14 protein-coding genes and 1 tRNA gene are annotated in these 18,858 nt (G+C 73.0%); 4 read left to right on the plus strand and 11 right to left on the minus strand.

Annotation, left to right across the window (positions count from 1 at the left end; genetic code table 11):
* Positions 1-14 precede the first annotated feature (14 nt).
* Positions 15-1,748: a 2-isopropylmalate synthase gene (gene leuA, locus O2W20_RS12460; RefSeq protein ID WP_269172305.1), complete on the minus strand. Its 1,734-nt coding sequence runs from the start codon at positions 1,746-1,748 to the stop codon at positions 15-17.
* A gap of 156 nt (positions 1,749-1,904) precedes the next feature.
* Positions 1,905-2,555, minus strand: a complete 651-nt coding sequence (locus O2W20_RS12465) for a helix-turn-helix domain-containing protein (RefSeq protein WP_269185504.1) — start codon at positions 2,553-2,555, stop codon at positions 1,905-1,907.
* Between the two features lie 386 nt (positions 2,556-2,941).
* On the opposite strand from O2W20_RS12465, the gene O2W20_RS12470 reads away from it, so the two are divergent.
* Positions 2,942-4,207, plus strand: a complete 1,266-nt coding sequence (locus O2W20_RS12470; RefSeq protein ID WP_269172303.1) for an aspartate kinase — start codon at positions 2,942-2,944, stop codon at positions 4,205-4,207.
* Positions 4,204-5,241, plus strand: coding sequence for an aspartate-semialdehyde dehydrogenase (locus tag O2W20_RS12475; RefSeq protein ID WP_269172302.1), 1,038 nt, complete (start codon positions 4,204-4,206; stop codon positions 5,239-5,241). The genes O2W20_RS12470 and O2W20_RS12475 overlap by 4 nt, the downstream gene beginning before the upstream one ends.
* Before the next feature lie 232 nt (positions 5,242-5,473).
* On the opposite strand, the gene O2W20_RS12480 is transcribed toward O2W20_RS12475, so the two are convergent.
* A complete protein-coding gene (locus O2W20_RS12480) occupies positions 5,474-7,279 on the minus strand; it encodes a S9 family peptidase (protein ID WP_269172301.1) in 1,806 nt (601 codons plus the stop codon).
* Between the two features lie 168 nt (positions 7,280-7,447).
* Between O2W20_RS12480 and O2W20_RS12485 the strand changes: the two genes are divergently transcribed.
* Positions 7,448-8,716, plus strand: coding sequence for an MFS transporter (locus tag O2W20_RS12485; protein ID WP_269172300.1), 1,269 nt, complete (start codon positions 7,448-7,450; stop codon positions 8,714-8,716).
* Positions 8,717-8,747: 31 nt separating this feature from the next.
* Here the strand turns inward: O2W20_RS12485 and O2W20_RS12490 are convergent, their stop codons facing one another.
* The 4 genes from O2W20_RS12490 to O2W20_RS12505 all read right to left on the minus strand — a co-directional run bounded on the left by O2W20_RS12490 (position 8,748) and on the right by O2W20_RS12505 (position 12,366).
* Positions 8,748-9,854 (minus strand): hemolysin family protein, encoded by a 1,107-nt coding sequence (locus O2W20_RS12490; protein WP_269172299.1) that lies wholly within the window; start codon positions 9,852-9,854, stop codon positions 8,748-8,750.
* Positions 9,851-11,224 (minus strand): hemolysin family protein, encoded by a 1,374-nt coding sequence (locus O2W20_RS12495; protein WP_269172298.1) that lies wholly within the window; start codon positions 11,222-11,224, stop codon positions 9,851-9,853. The genes O2W20_RS12490 and O2W20_RS12495 overlap by 4 nt, the downstream gene beginning before the upstream one ends.
* Before the next feature lie 103 nt (positions 11,225-11,327).
* A tRNA-Pro gene (locus O2W20_RS12500) sits at positions 11,328-11,404 on the minus strand.
* Between the two features lie 50 nt (positions 11,405-11,454).
* Positions 11,455-12,366 carry a metallophosphoesterase gene (locus O2W20_RS12505; RefSeq protein WP_269172297.1) on the minus strand — a complete coding sequence of 304 codons (912 nt, stop codon included), beginning with the start codon at positions 12,364-12,366 and terminating at the stop codon, positions 11,455-11,457.
* 67 nt (positions 12,367-12,433) lie between these two features.
* On the opposite strand from O2W20_RS12505, the gene O2W20_RS12510 reads away from it, so the two are divergent.
* On the plus strand, positions 12,434-12,886 hold the full coding sequence (locus O2W20_RS12510; protein WP_269172296.1) for a GatB/YqeY domain-containing protein: 453 nt from the start codon (positions 12,434-12,436) through the stop codon (positions 12,884-12,886).
* A gap of 73 nt (positions 12,887-12,959) precedes the next feature.
* Here O2W20_RS12510 and O2W20_RS12515 read toward each other — a convergent pair whose 3' ends face one another.
* From O2W20_RS12515 to O2W20_RS12530, 4 genes are all read right to left on the minus strand, one after another.
* Positions 12,960-15,230: a transglycosylase domain-containing protein gene (locus tag O2W20_RS12515; protein ID WP_269172295.1), complete on the minus strand. Its 2,271-nt coding sequence runs from the start codon at positions 15,228-15,230 to the stop codon at positions 12,960-12,962.
* A 100-nt stretch (positions 15,231-15,330) separates the two neighbouring features.
* A complete protein-coding gene (locus O2W20_RS12520; RefSeq protein WP_269172294.1) occupies positions 15,331-16,446 on the minus strand; it encodes a fatty acid desaturase in 1,116 nt (371 codons plus the stop codon).
* 145 nt (positions 16,447-16,591) lie between these two features.
* On the minus strand, positions 16,592-17,815 hold the full coding sequence (locus tag O2W20_RS12525; protein WP_269172293.1) for an ArsA family ATPase: 1,224 nt from the start codon (positions 17,813-17,815) through the stop codon (positions 16,592-16,594).
* Complete coding sequence (locus tag O2W20_RS12530) at positions 17,812-18,834, minus strand: ArsA-related P-loop ATPase (RefSeq protein WP_269172292.1); 1,023 nt, start codon at positions 18,832-18,834, stop codon at positions 17,812-17,814. Before O2W20_RS12530 ends, O2W20_RS12525 begins: the two co-directional genes overlap by 4 nt.
* Positions 18,835-18,858 lie beyond the last annotated feature (24 nt).

The following is an 18,858-nucleotide window of genomic DNA, read 5'->3' on the forward strand; positions in this document are numbered from 1 at the left end:
GACGGGCCGGGCTGCTACCGCTGGGCCCGGTTCACCGCGGAGACGACCGCCCGCAGTGACGCGGTGACGATGTTGGCGTCGATCCCGACGCCCCACAGCACTCGCTCGCCGACGGCGCACTCGACGTAGGCGGCGGCCCGGGCGTCGCCGCCGGAGGAGAGCGCGTGCTCGGCGTAGTCGAGCACGCGGACGTCGACGTCCATGCTGGCCAGCGCGTCGACGAACGCGGCGATCGGGCCGTTGCCGCGGCCGTGGACCGTGGTGGGCACCCCGGAGTCGACGAGCTGGGCGGTGAGCTCGTCGGGGCCGGCGCCGGACGCGGTGTGCTCGTGCCCGCTGAGGGCGAACCGGCCCCAGGGGGCGTCGGCGTCGGGCAGGTACTCGCTGGAGAACGCCGTCCACATCTGCTCGGCGGTCACCTCGCCGCCCTCGTCCTCGGTGTGCCGCTGGACGACGGCGCTGAACTCGATCTGCAGCCGGCGCGGCAGATCCAGGTGGTTCTCGGTCTTCATGATGTAGGCGACGCCGCCCTTGCCGGACTGGCTGTTCACCCGGATCACGGCCTCGTAGCTGCGACCGACGTCCTTGGGGTCGATCGGCAGGTAGGGCACCGCCCACGGGATGCCGTCGACGCTCGTACCGGCCGCCTCGGCGTCGGCCTTCATGACGGCGAAGCCCTTGTTGATCGCGTCCTGGTGCGACCCGGAGAACGCGGTGTAGACCAGGTCGCCGCCGTAGGGGTGTCGCTCGTGCACACCCAGCTGGTTGCAGAACTCGACGGTGCGCCGGATCTCGTCGATGTCGGAGAAGTCGATCTGCGGGTCGATGCCCTGGCTGAACAGGTTCAGGCCCAGCGTCACCAGGTCGACGTTGCCGGTGCGCTCGCCGTTGCCGAACAGGCAGCCCTCGATCCGGTCCGCCCCGGCCCGGTGGCCCAGCTCGGCGGCGGCCACGGCGGTGCCCCGGTCGTTGTGCGGGTGCAGGCTCAGCACGACGGAGTCGCGGCGGCCCAGGTTGCGGTGCATCCACTCGATCTGGTCGGCGTAGACCGTCGGCTCGGCCATCTCCACGGTCGCCGGCAGGTTGAGAATGGTCGGCCGGTCGGGCGTCGGCTCCCAGACGTCGGTGACGGCGTTGCAGACCTCGACGGCGAAGTCCAGCTCGGTGCCGGTGAACGACTCGGGCGAGTACTGGAACCGGATCTCGGTGTCCCCGGCCTGCTCGGCCAGCTTGCGCACCAGCTGTGCGCCGTGGACGGCGATGTCGGTGATGCCGGCGCGGTCCTGGCCGAACACGACCCGGCGCTGCAGCGTGGAGGTCGAGTTGTAGAGGTGCACGATCGCCTGCTTGGCGCCGCGCAGGGACTCGAAGGTCCGCTCGATCAGCTCGTCACGCGCCTGGGTGAGCACCTGGACGGTGACGTCGTCGGGGACCAGGTCTCCTTCGACCAGCTCGCGGATGAAGTCGAAGTCGGTCTGGCTGGCCGCCGGGAAGCCGACCTCGATCTCCTTGTAGCCCATCCGGACCAGCAGCTCGAACATCCGCCGCTTGCGCTCGGGGGTCATCGGGTCGATCAGCGCCTGGTTGCCGTCGCGCAGGTCGACGGCACACCAGCGGGGGGCGGACGTCGTGGTCGTCTCCGGCCACGTGCGGTCGGGCAGCGGGACGGGAGCGAAGGGCGCGTACTTGCCGATCGGCATCGGCGAGGGCCGCTGGGGGTTGCGGGCGTGCGGGTGGTTCTCGTTCACGGGGGCTCCTCTGGCGGGCTGCGGACAGCTCCGGGATGCGGTCAGCTGGCGCCCGGGGACGCGCGATCACCGCGGCGAGGGAGCCGACCTAGGAGAGGGCCTCGCCGCGGCTGATAAGAAGGAGGCTGCCGCGCACGGGGCAACGGTAGCAGCGGGTCATGCCACGTCGCAGCCGCAGGCACAGGCCGGTGCGTGCCCGAGGTCGGCGTTGGACTCCTCGGCGTACTCGCACCCGGGCGGGCAGGTGCAGCCGGTGCCCCAGTCGGGCCCGCCGAGACCGCCGGCCGCGAGCCACGCTCGCCAGGCGGCCTCCCGCCGCTCCCGCCGGCGCAGGAGCGCCGCCCACCCCCGTGCGGCGGCCCGCTCCGCCAGGGAGTCGCCGGGGCCGTGCACCTGGTGGTCCTCCGGGGTGCCCAGCTGCCGGCGCCAGGAGTCCCGGCTGCGGCGGTCCCGGTCGAAGGTGACCTCCGGCTGGCTGCGGGTGTGCCGGTGCGGGCCGGACCACCAGTCCTCGTCCCCGTGCCGGGTGTCCAGGTGCGCGGGGAACCGCCGTCCGGCCCGGTCCCGGACGGCGTCGGCGGACATCGGTGTGACCTCCTGCCCCTGGGGGTCCAGCAGGACCAGGCGCAGCCGGGCCAGCGACACGATGCCGGCGAACTCGCCCACGCGCAGGTCGCCGCGGCCTGCCTCTGCGCGGCCCAGGCGGTCCCGAGAGACGCCGCTGGCCTCGGCCAGCTCACGCTGCGACATGTCGGCCAGCCGCCGCACCCGCCGCAGCATCCCCGCGACATCGACCCTCGCAGCCACCGGCACGGCCTCGGTCTCAGGCTGGGGCTGGGGCTGGGGTCCGTTCTCGGGCTGCGCCGCTGACACCTGCCGAGCGTGTCGGCTCACCCGCCCGGTGACCGCACCCCGGGCGAGAGCTGTGGACGCCGCCCACCGTGTGGGCGGGGAGAGGCGGGTTGCGAGCAGTTGTGCTCTGGCTGCACTGCTGCACCAGAGCACAACTCGCCCGGGGGGCAGCCACACTGTGGGGGCGGTTCGCGGAGGACCTGCGGCGTGGACGCGCCGGGGAGCACGGTCTTACGGTGGACGGTCGCACTCTGCGCAGAGCTTGCGGCGCGGTGGGCGGGACGAGGGCGGCGCGCCGTGCGGACGTCGGGCCGGCCGTGCCACGCCGGTAGCCTGGGCCCGTGGCCTTGGTGGTACAGAAGTACGGCGGTTCCTCCGTCGCGAATGCCGAGCGCGTCAAGCGTGTGGCCGAGCGCATCGTCGAGGCGAAGAAGAACGGCGACGACGTGGTCGTCGTCGTGTCCGCCATGGGCGACACGACCGACGAGCTGCTGGACCAGGCGAGCCAGATCACCGCCAACCCGCCGGGTCGCGAGCTGGACATGCTGCTGACCGCCGGTGAGCGGATCTCGATGGCGCTGCTGGCCATCGCGATCTCGACCCACGGGTACGAGGCGCGGTCGTTCACCGGTTCGCAGGCCGGGGTGATCACCACCTCCAGCCACGGCAAGGCGCGGATCATCGACGTCACGCCGGGCCGGCTGCGGGATGCGCTGGACGACGGCTCGATCGTCATCGTCGCCGGCTTCCAGGGCGTCAGCCAGGACACCAAGGACGTCACCACCCTCGGGCGGGGCGGCTCGGACACCACTGCCGTCGCCGTCGCGGCCGCGCTGCGGGCCGACGTCTGCGAGATCTACACCGACGTGGACGGCGTCTTCACCGCCGACCCGCGGATCGTGCCGAACGCCAAGCGGCTGGAGACCATCACCTACGAGGAGATGCTCGAGCTGGCCGCCTCCGGGGCGAAGGTGCTCATGCTCCGCTGCGTCGAGTACGCCCGCCGGTACGGCATCCCGGTGCACGTCCGCAGCTCCTACTCACAGCTCCCCGGCACGATCGTGGCCGGCTCGATGGAGGACCTCACCGTGGAACAGGCGATCATCACCGGCGTCGCGCACGACCGGAGCGAGGGCAAGATCACCGTCTCCGGGGTGCCGGACCGCCCGGGTGAGGCAGCGCAGATCTTCCGCGTGCTCGCCGACGCCGAGGTCAACATCGACATGATCGTGCAGAACGTCTCCACCGAGGCGAAGCTGACCGACATCTCCTTCACGCTGCCGGTCAGCGACGGCCCCACCGCCATCGCCGCCCTGGAGCGGGTCAAGCACACGGTCGGCTACACCGACGTCAGCTTCGACCAGCACATCGGCAAGGTCTCCCTGGTGGGCGCCGGAATGCGCTCGCACCCGGGCGTCTCGGCGAAGTTCTTCGGCGCGCTCGCCGACGCCGGGGTCAACCTGGAACTCATCAGCACCTCGGAGATCCGCATCTCCGTCGTCTGCCGCGACACCGACGTCGACCTCGCCGTCCGCGCGGTGCACGACGCGTTCGACCTCGGCTCCGAGCAGGGCGAGGCAGTGGTCTACGGAGGTACCGGACGATGAGCCGCCCGCTGCACCTGGGCATCGTCGGCGCGACCGGTCAGGTCGGCGTGGCGATGCGCTCCATCCTGGCCGAGCGGGACTTCCCGCTGGCCTCCATCCGGTTCTTCGCCTCCGCTCGCTCCGCCGGCAGCACGCTGCCCTGGGGCGACGGCGAGGTGGTCGTCGAGGACGCCGCCACCGCCGACCCGACCGGGCTGGACGTCGCGCTGTTCTCCGCCGGCGCGACGACCTCGCGCGTGCAGGCGCCCCGGTTCGCCGCGGCCGGCGTGACCGTCATCGACAACAGCTCGGCGTTCCGCCGCGACCCGGCGATCCCGCTGATCTGCAGCGAGGTCAACCCCGGGGACATCGCGCTCGCCGCCGAGGGCCGGATCATCGCCAACCCGAACTGCACCACGATGGCCGCGATGCCGGTGCTCAAGCCGCTGCACGACGAGGCGGGGCTGACCCGCATCGTGGCCAGCACCTACCAGGCGGTGTCCGGGTCCGGCGTCGCCGGCGTCCGCGAGCTGCACGGGCAGGCGCTCGCCGTCGTCGAGAAGGCCGACGAGCTGGCCTACGACGGGTCGGCCGTGGCGTACCCGGCGCCGGCCGTCTACGTCGCGCCGATCGCGTTCAACGTGCTCCCGATGGCCGGCTCCGTCGTCGACGACGGCAGCTTCGAGACCGACGAGGAGCAGAAGCTCCGCAACGAGAGCCGCAAGATCCTCGGCATCCCCGACCTGCGGGTCTCCGGCACCTGCGTGCGCGTGCCCGTCTTCACCGGGCACTCGCTGTCGCTGAACGTCGAGTTCGCCCGTGAGCTCAGCGTCGCCCGCGCGACCGAGCTGCTGTCGGCTGCACCGGGCGTGCAGCTGGTCGACGTGCCGACCCCGCTGAAGGCCGCCGGCAAGGACCCGAGCTACGTCGGCCGGATCCGGCAGGACGGCGGCCGTGGCCTGGCGCTGTTCGTGAGCAACGACAACCTGCGCAAGGGCGCGGCCCTCAACACGGTGCAGATCGCGGAGCTCATTGCATCGTCACGCTCCGCGTGACACCGCGGCCAGGAGCCGTGCCCCGGCTGCGTTGAGCCGCTGCCCGTCGCACCTCGGGGAGGACTCCGTCCTCCCGTCGGCGCGACCGCGGCACGCGGTCCTCGCCCGGCGGGAGCCTTCGGCCCCGCGCCGGGCGAGCACCAGCAGCTGGCGCTGCGGTGCCGCGGTCCGCACCTGGAGGTGGCCGCGTTCGCGTGCCCCCGTGGGTGGCCGCGTCCCCGTCCTCCTGCTCCTACGGCTTGACGTGCCTCAGGGCGAAGCTGAGGGCGACCTCGACCTGGCGGATGGTCTCTTCGATGACCAGGGAGCCGTGGCCGGCGTCGAAGCGGTAGACCTCGTGGGCCTTGCCCTGCTCGGTCAGTGCGGCCAGGTAGTTGTCGATCTGGCGGATGGGGCAGCGCGGGTCGTTCGCACCGGCGACGACGAGGACCGGGGCGGCGACCGCGTCGACGTAGGTGATCGGCGAGGAGCGCACGTAGACGTCGCGCACCTCCTCCGGTGAGCCGCCGAACAGCGCGCGGTCGTAGGCGCGCAGCCCTTCCATCTCGTCCTCGTACGCGGCCAGGTAGTCCGCCACCGGCACCTCGGCGATCCCGGCCGACCAGCGCTCGGGCTGGGTGCCGAGACCGAGCAGGGTGAGGAAGCCGCCCCACGAGCCGCCCGAGAGGATCGTGCGGGCAGGGTCGACCACGCCCTCGGCGACCAGGGCGTCGTAGACGGCGCCGACGTCCTCCAGCTCGGTGAGCCCCGGCCGCCCGGTGAGCGCGTCACGCCACTCGCTGCCGTAGCCGGTGGAGCCCCGGTAGTTCACGTGCACGACCGCGTAGCCGGCATCGACGTAGGCCGCCCGGCGCGCGCGGTAGGAGTCGTCGTCCTGGGACTCCGGGCCGCCGTGCACCAGGAACGCGGTCGCGAACGGACCCTCCCCGGCCGGCCGGACCAGCAGTGCGTGCACGTCGCCCCCCGGACCGGGCACCCAGCGGTCCTCGACCGGGTAGGCGGCCGGCGGTGCCTCACCGGGCGCGGCCAGCACGACCGGGCCGTCGGCTCGGCGGATGACCGGGGGCAGCTCGGCCGACGACCAGGCCAGCTCCACCGTGCCGTCGGGGCGGGCGGTCGCGCCGCGGACCACGCCGCGCGGGGTGTCCAGCTGCTCCAGCGTCCCCGAGCCCAGGTCGTAGCGGTACAGCTCGCTGCGGGCGGCGTGGTCGTGCCCCACCAGCAGCGCCGAGCCGTCCGGGTACCAGCCGGCGGTCACGTCACCGGGCAGGTCGAGGACCAGCTCGGTCTCGGTGCCGGCGGCGACGTCCCAGAGCAGCAGCTCCTCGCGGCCGCGGCGTTCGTGACCCACCAGCAGCCGCTGGTCGCCGGGCACGGGGGAGAAGCTCAGCGCGTGCAGGCCACGGCCCTCGCCGTCCCACCGGTCGGCGACGAGGGAGAGGTCGGCGGTGCGCAGCACGCGCAGCGCGGGGTAGCGCGGATCGCCGTGCTCGGAGTGCGAGAAGACCAGCAGCGAGTCGTCGCGGGAGAGCGCGTCCACCCCGGCCGTGTCCGGGGAGGAGTAGAAGACCGTGGGGGTCCCGCCGGCGGGGGCGATCCACAGCTCGCTGCCGTCGTCGGTCGAGCGGCCCACGGCGGTGACCGTGTGGCCCAGCTCCAGGCCGGCGGGGTAGGCCGGACCCACCTCCGGCAGCGCCACGGCGTCCGGGCCGCCGGCGAAGGGCTGGGTCATCCAGACGCCGAACTCGTCGCCGTCGGTGTCGGCGAACCACCAGATCGTCTCGCCGTCGGGGGTCAGCGTGGCGGCCAGCGTGCCGTTGGGCCGGTCGGTGACCTGGCGGTGGGCGTCGGTGTCCCGGTCCCAGGCGTACTGCTCCATGACGCCGCTGACGTCGGAGGCGTACAGGCTGCGCTGCGGGGCGTCCTCGGCCCAGTCGGGCAGGCTGACCCGGGGGGCGCGGAACCGGGCCTGCCAACGCACGGTGACCTCCTCCGGGAGGGCGGGCGCGGGCGGGTTCTCCGTGGGCTCGGCAGTCACCGGGCCATCTTCCCCCTGTCGGTGGCGAGCTCTCCGAGGGGCTTCGGCGAGGCGGTCGCGGCGCGCCCGGCCGGGCTTGACGGATCAGGTGATGAGCCTCACGCTACCCGCCGACGGACGAACGTCCGTGTACCGGACACGTCACCGTCGACGACCTCAGGAGTCCCCATGTCCCACTCGACCCTCCCACCGGCCGCCGGTGCCCCGGCGGCCACCCGGACGGGCGGCCCTGCCTCGACGGTGGCGGTGGCGGTCGGCTTCGCCGCGCTCTGCCTCTCCTACATGCTCAACGCGATGGACCGGCAGGTGTTCTACCCGCTGCTGCCGCAGATCCGCGAGGAGTACGGGTTCTCGCTCGACCAGACCGGCCTGCTCGCCACGGGCTTCACGCTCGGCATCGCCCTCACCGGTGTCCCGGCCGGCTACCTGCTGGACCGGCTGTCCCGCAAGCTCATCGTGGTCGTCAGCGTGGTCGTCTACTCCCTCGGCACGCTCGCCATCCCGCTGGCCACGGGCTTCGGCGACATGGCGGTCTACCGGCTGATCTCCGGTGTCGGGGAGGGCGTCCAGGCCACGGCCATCTACGCCATCGTCGGCGCCTACTTCTTCCACCGCCGGGCGGTCGCCGCCGGGTTCATCGGCGTCGCCTTCGGTCTCGGCGTGTTCCTGGGACCCATCCTCGGCCAGCAGCTCGCCCTCGCCGTCGACAGCTGGCGGGCGCCGTTCATCGTCTTCGGTGTCGCGGGTCTGGTCATGGCCGTCGTGCTGCTGGTCACCGTGCCGAAGGCGATGAGCGAGGCGCTGGCCGGGCGGGGCGGCACCGCCGACACGGCCGACTACACGCACGTGCCGGCGAGCCCGTACAACCGCGGCACCCTGGGCATGGGCCTGGCCTCGGCGATCTCCGGCCTGGTGTTCTACGGCTTCCTCGGCCTCTACCCGACCTTCCTGCGGGAGGAGCTCGGGCTGGCGCCCGCGCAGGCGGCGTGGGCGGCCTCGCTGGTCGGGTTCGGCGCCATGATGGCGCTGCCGGTCGGCTGGCTGGCCGACCGCTACGACCAGCGGATGCTGCTCGCCGTCGGCTTCGTGGGCTCCTCGCTCACCGGTCTGGCGATCTACCGCTTCGCCGAGGGGGCGTCCGCGCAGTACGTGCTGGCGTTCCTGATGGGCGCCTTCGCCAGCGGCGTGCTCTTCACCAACTGCACGACGGGCATGCAGCGGGCGGTGCGCCCGGAGCACGTGGGCCGGGGCGCCGGGCTCTTCATGTTCACGTACTACGTGGCGGCAGCCGTCTCCGGGCTGCTGTTCGCCCGGCTGGTCGCCGCCTTCGACTGGTCCGGGGCCGGCCTGGTGCAGGTGACCCTGTTGCCGATCCTCGGCCTGGCCGCGCTGGCCCTGGTCGACGTCCGCCGGATGGTGCTCCCGCCGCGCCGCTGACCGGTCCACCCGGAGGAGTCGGCGCCGGCGGTCATCTGCCGCCGGCGCCGACCACGGCCTCCGCGGCGGGCGCCCGGCCGAGGGGCGGGCGCCCGGCGGCGGGGCGTTCGACACCGGCATCGCGGACGTCGCCGATCAGCTGCTCGAGCACGTCCTCCAGGGCCACCAGGCCGAGCACCCGGTCACCGTCGCGGACCAGCCCCAGGTGCGCGCCGGACCGGCGCATCTCCCGCAGCACCTCCGGCAACGGCTCGTCCGGCGTGAGCTCGACGAAGGAGATCACCGCCTGGTCGGGCACCGGCTGGTCCCGGGACGTCGGGCCGACGCCCAGCACGTCCTTCACGTGCACGTAGCCGACCAGCGAGCCGTCGTCGTCGCGCATCGGGTAGCGGCTGTAGCCGTGCTCGGCCACGATGCCCTCCACCTGCCGCGGGGTGGCGGAGCGGGGCACGGTGACGAGGGAGTCCGGCGGCAGCAGCACCGAGCTGACGTCGTTCTGCTCGAAGGTCAGCGCGCCGGCGGCCAGGTCGCTGACCTCGCTGCCCAGCAGTCCCTCGCGCCGCGACTGGGTGATCATCGACTGGATCTCGTCGTGGTCGAAGCTGGCCGAGACCTCGTCGGTGGGGGTGACCCCGAACAGCCGCACGAAGCCGTTGGCGACGGTGTTGAAGAACCAGATGAACGGCTTCAGCACCCGCACCACCAGGGCCAGCGGCGGGCCGAGGGCGATCGCCGCCCGGTCGGGACCGGCGATGGTGATGTTCTTGGGCACCATCTCGCCCAGCACCATGTGCAGCACGGTGACGACCGACAGGGCGATCACCAGTGCGATCGGGTGCAGCAGCGCCTCGGGCGCCCCGACGGCCGCCAACGGCACCTCGATCAGGTGCGCGACCGCGGGCTCGCCGATCGCACCGAGGCCCAGGGAGCACAGCGTGATCCCCAGCTGGGCCCCGGCCATCATCTGGCTGACGTTGCGCATCGCGACCAGGGTCTTCTGGGCGCGCACCGACCCGGCCTCCGCGCGCGGCTCGATCTGGTCGGCGCGGGCGGAGACGAGCGCGAACTCGGCGGCGACGAAGAAGGCGTTCCCCAGCAGCAGGACGACCAGGACCAGCAGGGCGAGACCGTCGCTCATGCCGGGGCCACCTCTCGTTCGGGGCGGACGGCGGTGGCGCCGGCCGGGGAGGGGCTGTCGGCAGCGCCCTCGTCGTCGTCGGCCGGGACGGGGGTGGCCCGCAGCCGGGAGACGCGGCGTCCCTCGACCTCGTCGACGGTGAGCCGCCAGCCGTCGACCTCCACGGACTCACCCCGCTCCGGGAGGTGGGCCAGCTGCTCGACGACGAACCCGGCGACCGTCTCGTACCGGCCCTCGGGCACCGAGACGCCGGTGCGCTCGCGCAGTTCGTCCGGGCGCAGCAGGCCGGACAGCACCCAGTCGTCGTCGTCCCGGCGCAGTTGGCGCAGCGGCCGGTCGGTCTCGTCGGCGATCTCGCCGACCAGCTCCTCGACGATGTCCTCCAGCGTCACGATGCCGTGGGTGGCGCCCCACTCGTCTACGACCAGGGCCAGCTGCAGGCCCTGCTCGCGCAGCAGGTCCAGCAGCGGGTCCAGGCGCAGCGAGGAGGGGACGGCGAGCACCGGCTCGGCCAGTTCGCCGGCGGTGCGCTCGAGTCGCTCCTCGTCGGGGACGGAGACCGCGTGCTTGACGTGCACCACGCCGGTGACCTCGTCGAGGTCGGCGCCGTAGACCGGGAACCGGGAGTTGCCCGAGCGGATGGCGGCGTCGATGACGTCGGCGGCGGTCGCCGCCGAGCTCAGCGTCCACAGCCGCGTCCGCGGCGTCATCACGTCGGTGGCGAACTTCTCGCGGAGGCCGAGGGAGCGGGCCAGCAGCCGGGCGGCGACCGGGGAGAGGTCGCCCTCCTCGGCCGAGCGCCGGGCGACGGCGGCCAGCCCCTGGGCGTCGCGGGTGTCGTCCAGCTCCTCGCGGGGCTCGAAGCCCAGCCGGCGCACGATCGCGTTGGCCAGGCGCTGCAGGGTGCGCACCACCGGGCCGGTCACCGTGGTGAACAGCCGCATGCCGGGGGCGACGAGCGCGGCGGTGGGCAGCGGCCGGGCGATCGCCAGGTTCTTGGGCCCCAGCTCGCCGATGATCATCTGCAGGAACGTGGCCAGGAAGATGGCCAGCGCGATCGCGATCGGGGTCGTCGAGCTGTCGGGGAGCCCGATCGCCTCGAGCACCGGCTCCAGCAGGCCGCCCAGGGCGGGCTCGGCGAGGAAGCCGACGACCAGCGTGGTCAGCGTGATGCCCAGCTGGGCCGCCGACAGCTGGGTGGACAGCCCCCGCAGAGCGGTGACGACGCCGGCGGCTCGCTCATCGCCGGCCTGCGCGGCCTCGTCGGCCTTGCCGCGGTCGACGGTGGTGAGGGAGAACTCTGCCGCGACGAAGAACCCGGTGAGCGCGGTCAACAGCACGGCCGCCAGCAGGAGCAGCCATTCGGTCACTGTTGGTCCGGTGCCCGCGCGACGACGGGCGGAAACGGGGCGGGGGAGTGACCTGCGCCCCGAACGCACTCAGGGACCGCCGGATCGGCGGTCCCTGAGTGGATGGTCGGGGTGACAGGATTTGAACCTGCGGCCTCGTCGTCCCGAACGACGCGCGCTACCAAGCTGCGCCACACCCCGAGGTGCGGTAGCCACTCTAGCTGACCGCCGGAGAGCTCCCGACAGCGGTGTCAGGCAGGTCGTCCGGTGAGGGTCAGCAGCGTCGCCTCCGGCGGGCAGGCGAAGCGCAGCGGCGCGTACGGGCTGGTGCCCAGGCCCGCCGAGACGTGCAGCCAGGTGCCGTTCGGGGCGCCCTCGCCGGGCTGTGCCCACTGGTGCAGCCAGCGCACGTGCTCCCGGTCGATGCCGCAGTTGGTGACCAGGGCGCCGTGGAAGGGCACCCGCAGCTGCCCGCCGTGCGTGTGCCCGCACAGCAGCAGGTCGTACCCGTCGGCGGCGAACCGGTCGAGGACCCGCGGCTCCGGGGAGTGCACCAGCCCGATCCGCACGTCGGCCGTGGGGTCGGCCGGCCCGGCGACGTCGTCGTACCGGTCCAGCTGCAGGTGCGGGTCGTCGACGCCGGCCAGCGCGATGCGCACGCCGCGCACCGTCAGCTCGCCGGTGCCGTTCGTCAGGTCCAGCCAGCCGCGAGAGGTCATGCCGTCGCGCAGCTCGCGCCACGGCAGCTCCTCCCCGTGCACGCGCTCGTGGTCGGTCTTGAAGTACTTCAGCGGGTTCTTCGGCCGGGGCGCGTAGTAGTCGTTGCTCGCCAGCACGAAGGCGCCGGGGAGCTCCATCAGCGGCTCCAGCGCCCCCAGCGTCGGCGGGACGGCGTCCATCCCGGCCAGGTTGTCGCCGGTGGTGATGACGACGTCCGGGTGCAGGGCGGCGAGCCCGGCGACCCAGGCCTGCTTGCTGTGCTGCCCGGCGGTCATGTGCAGGTCCGACAGCTGCAGGACGGTGAGCGGCCGCGAGCCGGGCGGCAGCACCGGGACGTCGAAGCGGCGCAGCGTCCAGTGGGTGCGCTCGACGAGGCCGGCGTAGGCGACGGTGGCGGCGCCGGTGGCCAGCAGGGCGGCAGGGACGGCGGTGATCGCGCGCATCGCCTGAGCCTAGGGGGAGGGGGAACTGCGTCGTCCGGGCCCGGGTGGAGGTGGCAGGCTCTGCACCGTGCCTGAGCTGAAGGACCGACTGCGCGCTGACCTGACCACCGCCATGAAGAGCCGCGACGAGCTGCGCACCGCGACGCTGCGCATGGTGCTCTCCGCCGTGACCGCGGAGGAGGTCTCCGGCAAGGAGGCCCGGGAGCTGAGCGACGACGAGGTGCAGGCGGTGCTGCGCCGGGAGGCGAAGAAGCGCCGGGAGGCGGCCGACGCCTTCGCCGGTGCCGGCCGCGCCGAGCAGGCCGAGCGGGAGAAGGCGGAGGAGGGGGTGCTGGCCACCTACCTGCCCGCCCAGCTCGACGACGCCGACCTGAGCGCCCTCGTCGCCGACGTGATCACCACGACCGGTGCCGCCGGGATGAAGGACATGGGCAAGGTCATGGGGGCCGTGCAGGGCCGGGTGGCCGGTCGCGCGGACGGCGGCCGGGTGGCCGCAGAGGTGCGCCGGCAGCTCGGCTGAGCAGGGGGCGCGCTCAGCGCCCTGGGAACGGCAGAGGGGCCGGGCCCGCAGGCCCGGCCCCTCTGCCGTTCGGTCAGCCCGGCTGCCCGTCCCCGTTCAGGTCGGGTTGCGGAGCCGCCGGGTCGGCCGGGGGAGCCGCGTCGGTGGACGGCGTCGCGGCGGTCGACGGTGCCGGCTGGGGCGCGGGGGCCGGCGCGCTCACCGGGCTGCTGTCCCGGCTCGACGTCCGGTTCCCGCGCCGAGAGTCGCGGTCGTCGTCGTCCGAGGTCGAGGACCGTGCGCTCGTGGGCGGTGCGTCCACCCCGCGCCCGGCGTACTTCGGGTCGGCCGCCGGGAACTCCGCGGTGGGCTGGCCCGAGAGGATCGGCAGCATCGCGTCGTGCCAGATGGTGGCCGGCCGGCCACCGCCATAGCCACCGACGCTGTCGGTGCCGGTCGGGCGGAACACCATGACGCTGGCGGCGTACTCCGGGGTGAAGCCGACGAAGGTCACCGAGTCGTTGTTGTTCACCGTGCCGGTCTTGCCGGCGATCTGGTGGCCGGGGATGTAGGCGCGCGCGCCGGTCTGCATCCGGTTGCCCGGCTCGACGTCCTTGCGCAGCATCTGGCTCAGGGTGTTCGCGAGACCGGGCTCGACCACCTGCTCGCACTGATCGGCGGGGACCACGGGCTGGCCGTCGTCGTCGGTGACCGGCTCGCCGTTGCGGTCGAGGATCTGCAGGACGGGCTTGGGGGAGCACTTCACCCCGCCGGCCGCGATCGTCGCGTAGGCGTTGGCCAGGTCGAGGGGGCTCACCCCGTCGGTGCCGTAGGCGAAGGACGGGCGGTTCTCGGCGATGATCTGCTCGGCCGGGGTCTGGGTCACCGAGTAGTCGAAGTCCATGCCCAGCCGCTCGGCCATCCGGACGGCCGGCTCGATGCGGCCCAGCGCGTCCTCCAGGGCCAGGAAGTAGGTGTTGGAGGACATGTAGAGCGCCTGCGTCATGGTCAGCGTGTTCGGGTAGTTGTTGCCCACGTTGCCGACCGAGTAGGGCTCGTACTCCGCGGTGTCGGTGTTGAAGCCCTGGTAGACCCGGCTGGTGTACGGCTCGCTGGTGGTGATCGTGTGGCTGGCCGGCAGGCCCTGCTCCAGGGCGGCGGCGGCGACGAAGGTCTTGAACGTCGAACCGGAGCCCTTGGTCGGGATGGTGGCGAAGTTGACCGACTCGCAGCCCGCTGCGGGGTCGCCGCAACCGAACCGTCGGTTCACGCTCATCGCCAACACGTGCCCGGTGCCGGGCTCGATCGCGTCGTAGACCCCGACGATCGGGTCGCCCATGCCCTGGGTGTTGAGCACGGCCTGGTCGGCGGCGACCTGCATGTCCGGGCGGAGCGTGGTCTGGATCGTCCAGCCGTTGTCCTTGATGTCGTCCATGCTCAGCCCGAGCGTGCCCGTCAGGTAGCTGGTGACGTAGTCGCAGAAGAAGCCGCCGATCGCGGCGTCGATGCAGCCGTTGGGCGCGTTGCCGCCGGGGGCCAGCGGGATCGGTGCGGCCGAGACGTCGGCGAGCTCCTGGTCGGTGATGTGCTCGAGCTGGTGCATCCGGTTCAGCACCTGGTCGCGCCGGGCGGTCGCCTCGGCCGGGTAGGCGATCGGGTCGAACTTGGGGCTCTGCACCAGCCCGGCGAGCACCGAGGCCTGGGGCAGCGTCAGGTCGGCGGCGTTCACGCTGAAGTACTTCTGCGCGGCCGACTGGATGCCGTAGGCGCCCTGCCCGAAGTAGGCGATGTTCAGGTAGCGGGTGAGGATCTCGTCCTTGGAGTACTCCTCCTCCAGCGCGAGGGCGAGGCGGGCCTCCTTGAGCTTGCGGCCGACCGACTCCTCCTCGGCAGCGGCCCGCTCCTCGGCGTTGTCCGCGGTCTGCAGCAGGGTCTGCTTCACCAGCTGCTGGGTCAGCGTCGACCCGCCCTCGAGCACCTCCCCGGCAGCGAGGTTCTTCGCCAGCGCGCGCGTCGTGCCCTCGATGTCCAGCCCGTTGTGCTGGTAGAAGCGCGAGTCCTCGATGTCGACGATCGCCTGCTTCATCACGTCGGAGATCTGCTCGTGCGTCATCGGCGTGCGGTTGTTGTCGTAGAACTGGGTGATCGGCTGGCCGTCGGCGGCCACCATGACGGCGTTGCCGTTCGGCGTCTCGTCGGTGAGCTCGACCGGGAGGGCGTCGAGCAGGCTGGCGGAGTTCCGGGCGACGAGCCCGGTCCCCCCGACCCAGGGCAGCAACATGGCAGCGACCAGGGCGCCGGCCACGACGATCGTGACGGCCAGCTTGACCAGGGCACCGAGCGGAGAACGCGCAGAGTCGGACATCGCAGGCCAAGGTACCTGCCCAGCGGGCCTGCGTGGGGTGCCTCGGACGCAACGCGCGGAGCGGCCGCCGAGGACGCCGGCAGGCCGCTCCGCACGGCGGTCAGGACATCTGGTAGCGGTTCGCCCGCGTGAACGTGCCCATGTCGTTGAACCGCACCCCGTTGGCGGCCAGCACCGGGTGGATGTCGCGCTCCATCAGCTGCCGCACGTAGAACGGATCGGCCACGTAGAAGTGGTGGATCGGGTGCGTGCTGCCGAAGTTGAGACAGAAGACCTGGAAGGGCAGCAGGTACCAGCGGTTGAACACCTGGGTCTGCTGCAGCACGTTCCCCTGCTCGACGTCCCCCTGGTAGTGCATGTTGCTGCTGATGAAGTGCAGGCAGAAGCCGCGCCAGACGTTGGGGCCGACCCAGACGACGGTCAGCACGGTCAGCGCCTGCAGCCACGTCGCGGGCACCTCGGCACCCAGCCAGCTCGCCAGGTGCAGGCCGAGGAACGCATACCAGATGGTGATCGCCACCGGGGTCAGCCCGATGCTGGCCTTGAGGATGGTGCGGCGCCAGAGCGCGTCCTCGGCGTCCTTCGGCCGGGTGGTGACGATCCGGATCAGGGCGGGCACGTAGGGGTCCAACAGGCTGTACAGCCGGACGGCGCCCCACGGCTTGCCGTTGGTGATCGACACCTCCTCGATGTCGTCGGGTAGACCCGAGTACGCGTGGTGCCGCAGGTGCAGCCGGATCCGGTACACGGGGTTGATCGTGTACGGCCGGATCGCCCAGACGCCGAAGAGCAGCGCGTACCGGACGGCCTTGCGCCGGCGGAAGTAGAGCGCGTGGATCAGGTCGTGCTCCACCTCGTGGCCGACCGCGGCGAAGGCCGCGGACAGCAGCAACGTCACGTACCAGGGCAGCACCCCGGTCAGGTAGAGGGCGCCGCTGCCGATGAAGCCGAGCACCGCGACCGCGAACGCGGTGAGCCCGAGGGCGTCCTGGTGCCGCAGCACCGGGTGGTCGCGCCGCAGCTCCTGAGACCGGCGGCGGATCGCGCTGGTGATGACCTTGGTGCGGGCCTTGTCGTCGGGGGAGAGCCCGGCGGTGTCGACCGGGATCTCGACGGGGAGGTCGGCGGCGGCAGGGACGGTGCCGGTGCCGAAGAGACCGGCCGGTCCTGGCGACGTCGTCGCGGTGGTGCGGTCGAGCTCGGGTGTGGTGCTCATGCCTGGTGTGTCATCCCTCCGACGGAACGGTCGGGCGGACGCTAACGGAGCGTCACGACCGGGACCAGGCTCCGGGATGACGTGGACACGAACGGGGGACTCGCCTGTTCCTCCTGCCCCTCCCGCCCCGCCGGAGGGGCGCCGGTCAGCCGGCCTGGGGGCGCACCGGCAGCACCCGGCTGCGCGGCGTGCCCGTCCCGGTGTCGCCCTCCGCGGCGAGCAGTGCCTCGCCCATCACCCGCAGCCCGTCCAGGTCGTGGACGTCCCCGGCCGCCGCCGGCACCGTCCGCACCGGCACCTCCGGGTGGGCGCTGGTGAACCGGTCGGCCAGCCGCTGCTCCCGGGTGGCGACCGTCATCCGCTCGGCGTGCACCCGAAGCGCCCCGGCGGCGAGCTCGGAGCCCCGGCCCCCGGCCTCGGCCACCGCCTCGGCGGCGCCCTCCGCGCGGGTGGCCGACAGGGCCGTGGTGGCCGGCGGGTGGGTGCGGTTGAGCACCAGCCCGGCCAGCGGCATCCCCTCGGTGGAGAGCCGGTCGACGAAGTAGGAGGCCTCGCGCAGCGCGTCCGGCTCCGGGGCGGCGACGACGACGAACGACGTCCCCGGCTGGCGGAGCAGCTCGTAGGTCGCGTTCGCCCGCTCCCGGAAGCCGCCGAACATGGTGTCCAGCGCGGAGACGAACGCGGAGATGTCGTTGAGCAGCTGGCCACCCAGGATCTTGCTGATGATCCGGCTGAACAGCAGGAAGCCGGCCCCCACGAACCGCACCCCGGCCCGGCCGCCCGCCCGCGCCGGGGCGGTGAGCAGCCGGATCATCGTGCCGTCGAGGAAGCGGCTCATCCGGTTCGGAGCGTCCAGGAAGTCCAGCGCCGACCGGGACGGCGGGGTGTCGACGATCACCAGGTCCCAGCGGTCGCTGGCCCGCAGCTGCCCGAGCTTCTCCATCGCCATGTACTCCTGCGTGCCCGCGAAGGAGGAGGAGAGCGCCTGGTAGAAGGGGTTGTCGAAGATCACCTGCGCCCGCTCGGGCGTCGAGTGCGCGGACACGACGTCGTCGAACGTCCGCTTCATGTCCAGCATCATCGCGTGCAGCTCGCCCGGGGCGCCGGGCGTCTCGACCAGTCGCGGCTCGTTGTCCAGCTCGACCAGGCCCAGCGACTGGGCCAGCCGGCGGGCCGGGTCGATGGTGAGCACCACGACCTCCCGGCCGGCCTCGGCCGCGGCCAGTGCGAGCGCCGCCGAGGTGGTGGTCTTGCCCACGCCTCCCGAGCCGCAGCACACGATGATCCGCGTGCTGCGGTCGCTGACCAGCGCGGCCAGGTCCAGCGGCGGTGCCGGCGTGGGCCGCCGCGGCGGCTGGGCGGCGGTCACGCGGCGACCTCGTCGCGCAGGTGCCCGTCGAGCCGGTCGGCCAGCTCGAACAGGCAACCGAGGTCGATCGGCGACGACGACAGCGGCAGCTCGACCACCGGGCGGCCGAGCGCCTCGACGTCCCCGCGCAGTCCGTCCTGGGAGATCCAGCGGCGGGCGTGCTCGACCGCCTCGGCCACCAGCCCATCCGCCAGCCCGTCCACCCCGGACAGCTGGGCCGCGGTCAGCGCCGGCTGCAGGTCGGAGCCGGTCAGCCGGCCCTCGGCGATGCGGGCCAGGCTGGACGCCGGCAGGAGCGGCTCGGTCGCCATGTTGACGATCACCGAGCCGACCGGCAGCCCGGCCGCGGTCAGCTCGGTGATCGCGTCGGCGGTCTCCTGGACCGGCATGTCCTCCAGCAGGGTCACCACGTGCACGGCCGTCTGCGGCGAACGGAACACCGCCATCACCCCGTCGCTCTGCGTCCTGATCGGGCCGGACCGGGCCAGCCCGGACACCTCGTTGGTCACGTTCAGGAACCGGGTGATCCGGCCGGTCGGTGGCGCGTCGACGACGACGGCGTCGTAGACCGGGCGGCCGTTCTCCCGCCGGGTCACCGCCTCCTTGATCTTCCCGGTGAGCAGCACGTCGCGGAGCCCGGGCGCGATGGCGGTGGCGAAGTCGATCGCACCCATCTTGCGCAGCGCCCGGCCGGCCCGCTTCAGGTTGTAGAACATGTCCAGGTACTCGAGGAAGGCCGCCTCGACGTCGATCGCCAGCGCCTTCACCTCACCGCCGCCCCGGGCCACCGCGACCCGCCGCTCCTCGTAGGGCAGTGGCGGGGTGTCGAACAGCTGGGCGATGCCCTGCCGGCCCTCGGTCTCCACCAGCAGCACGTGGCCACCGTCGGCTGCGAGGGAGAGGGCGAGGGCCGCGGCGACCGTCGTCTTCCCGGTGCCGCCCTTCCCGGTGACGACATGGCACCGCACCGGCACCGCTCCTGGACGCGACTGTTCCCGGTGCACGGGCTCTGGGCTCACCCGCACCAGCCTACGAGCGGTGGC

This window comes from Modestobacter sp. VKM Ac-2982 (assembly GCF_026967935.1).
Taxonomy (GTDB): Bacteria; Actinomycetota; Actinomycetes; order Mycobacteriales; family Geodermatophilaceae; genus Modestobacter.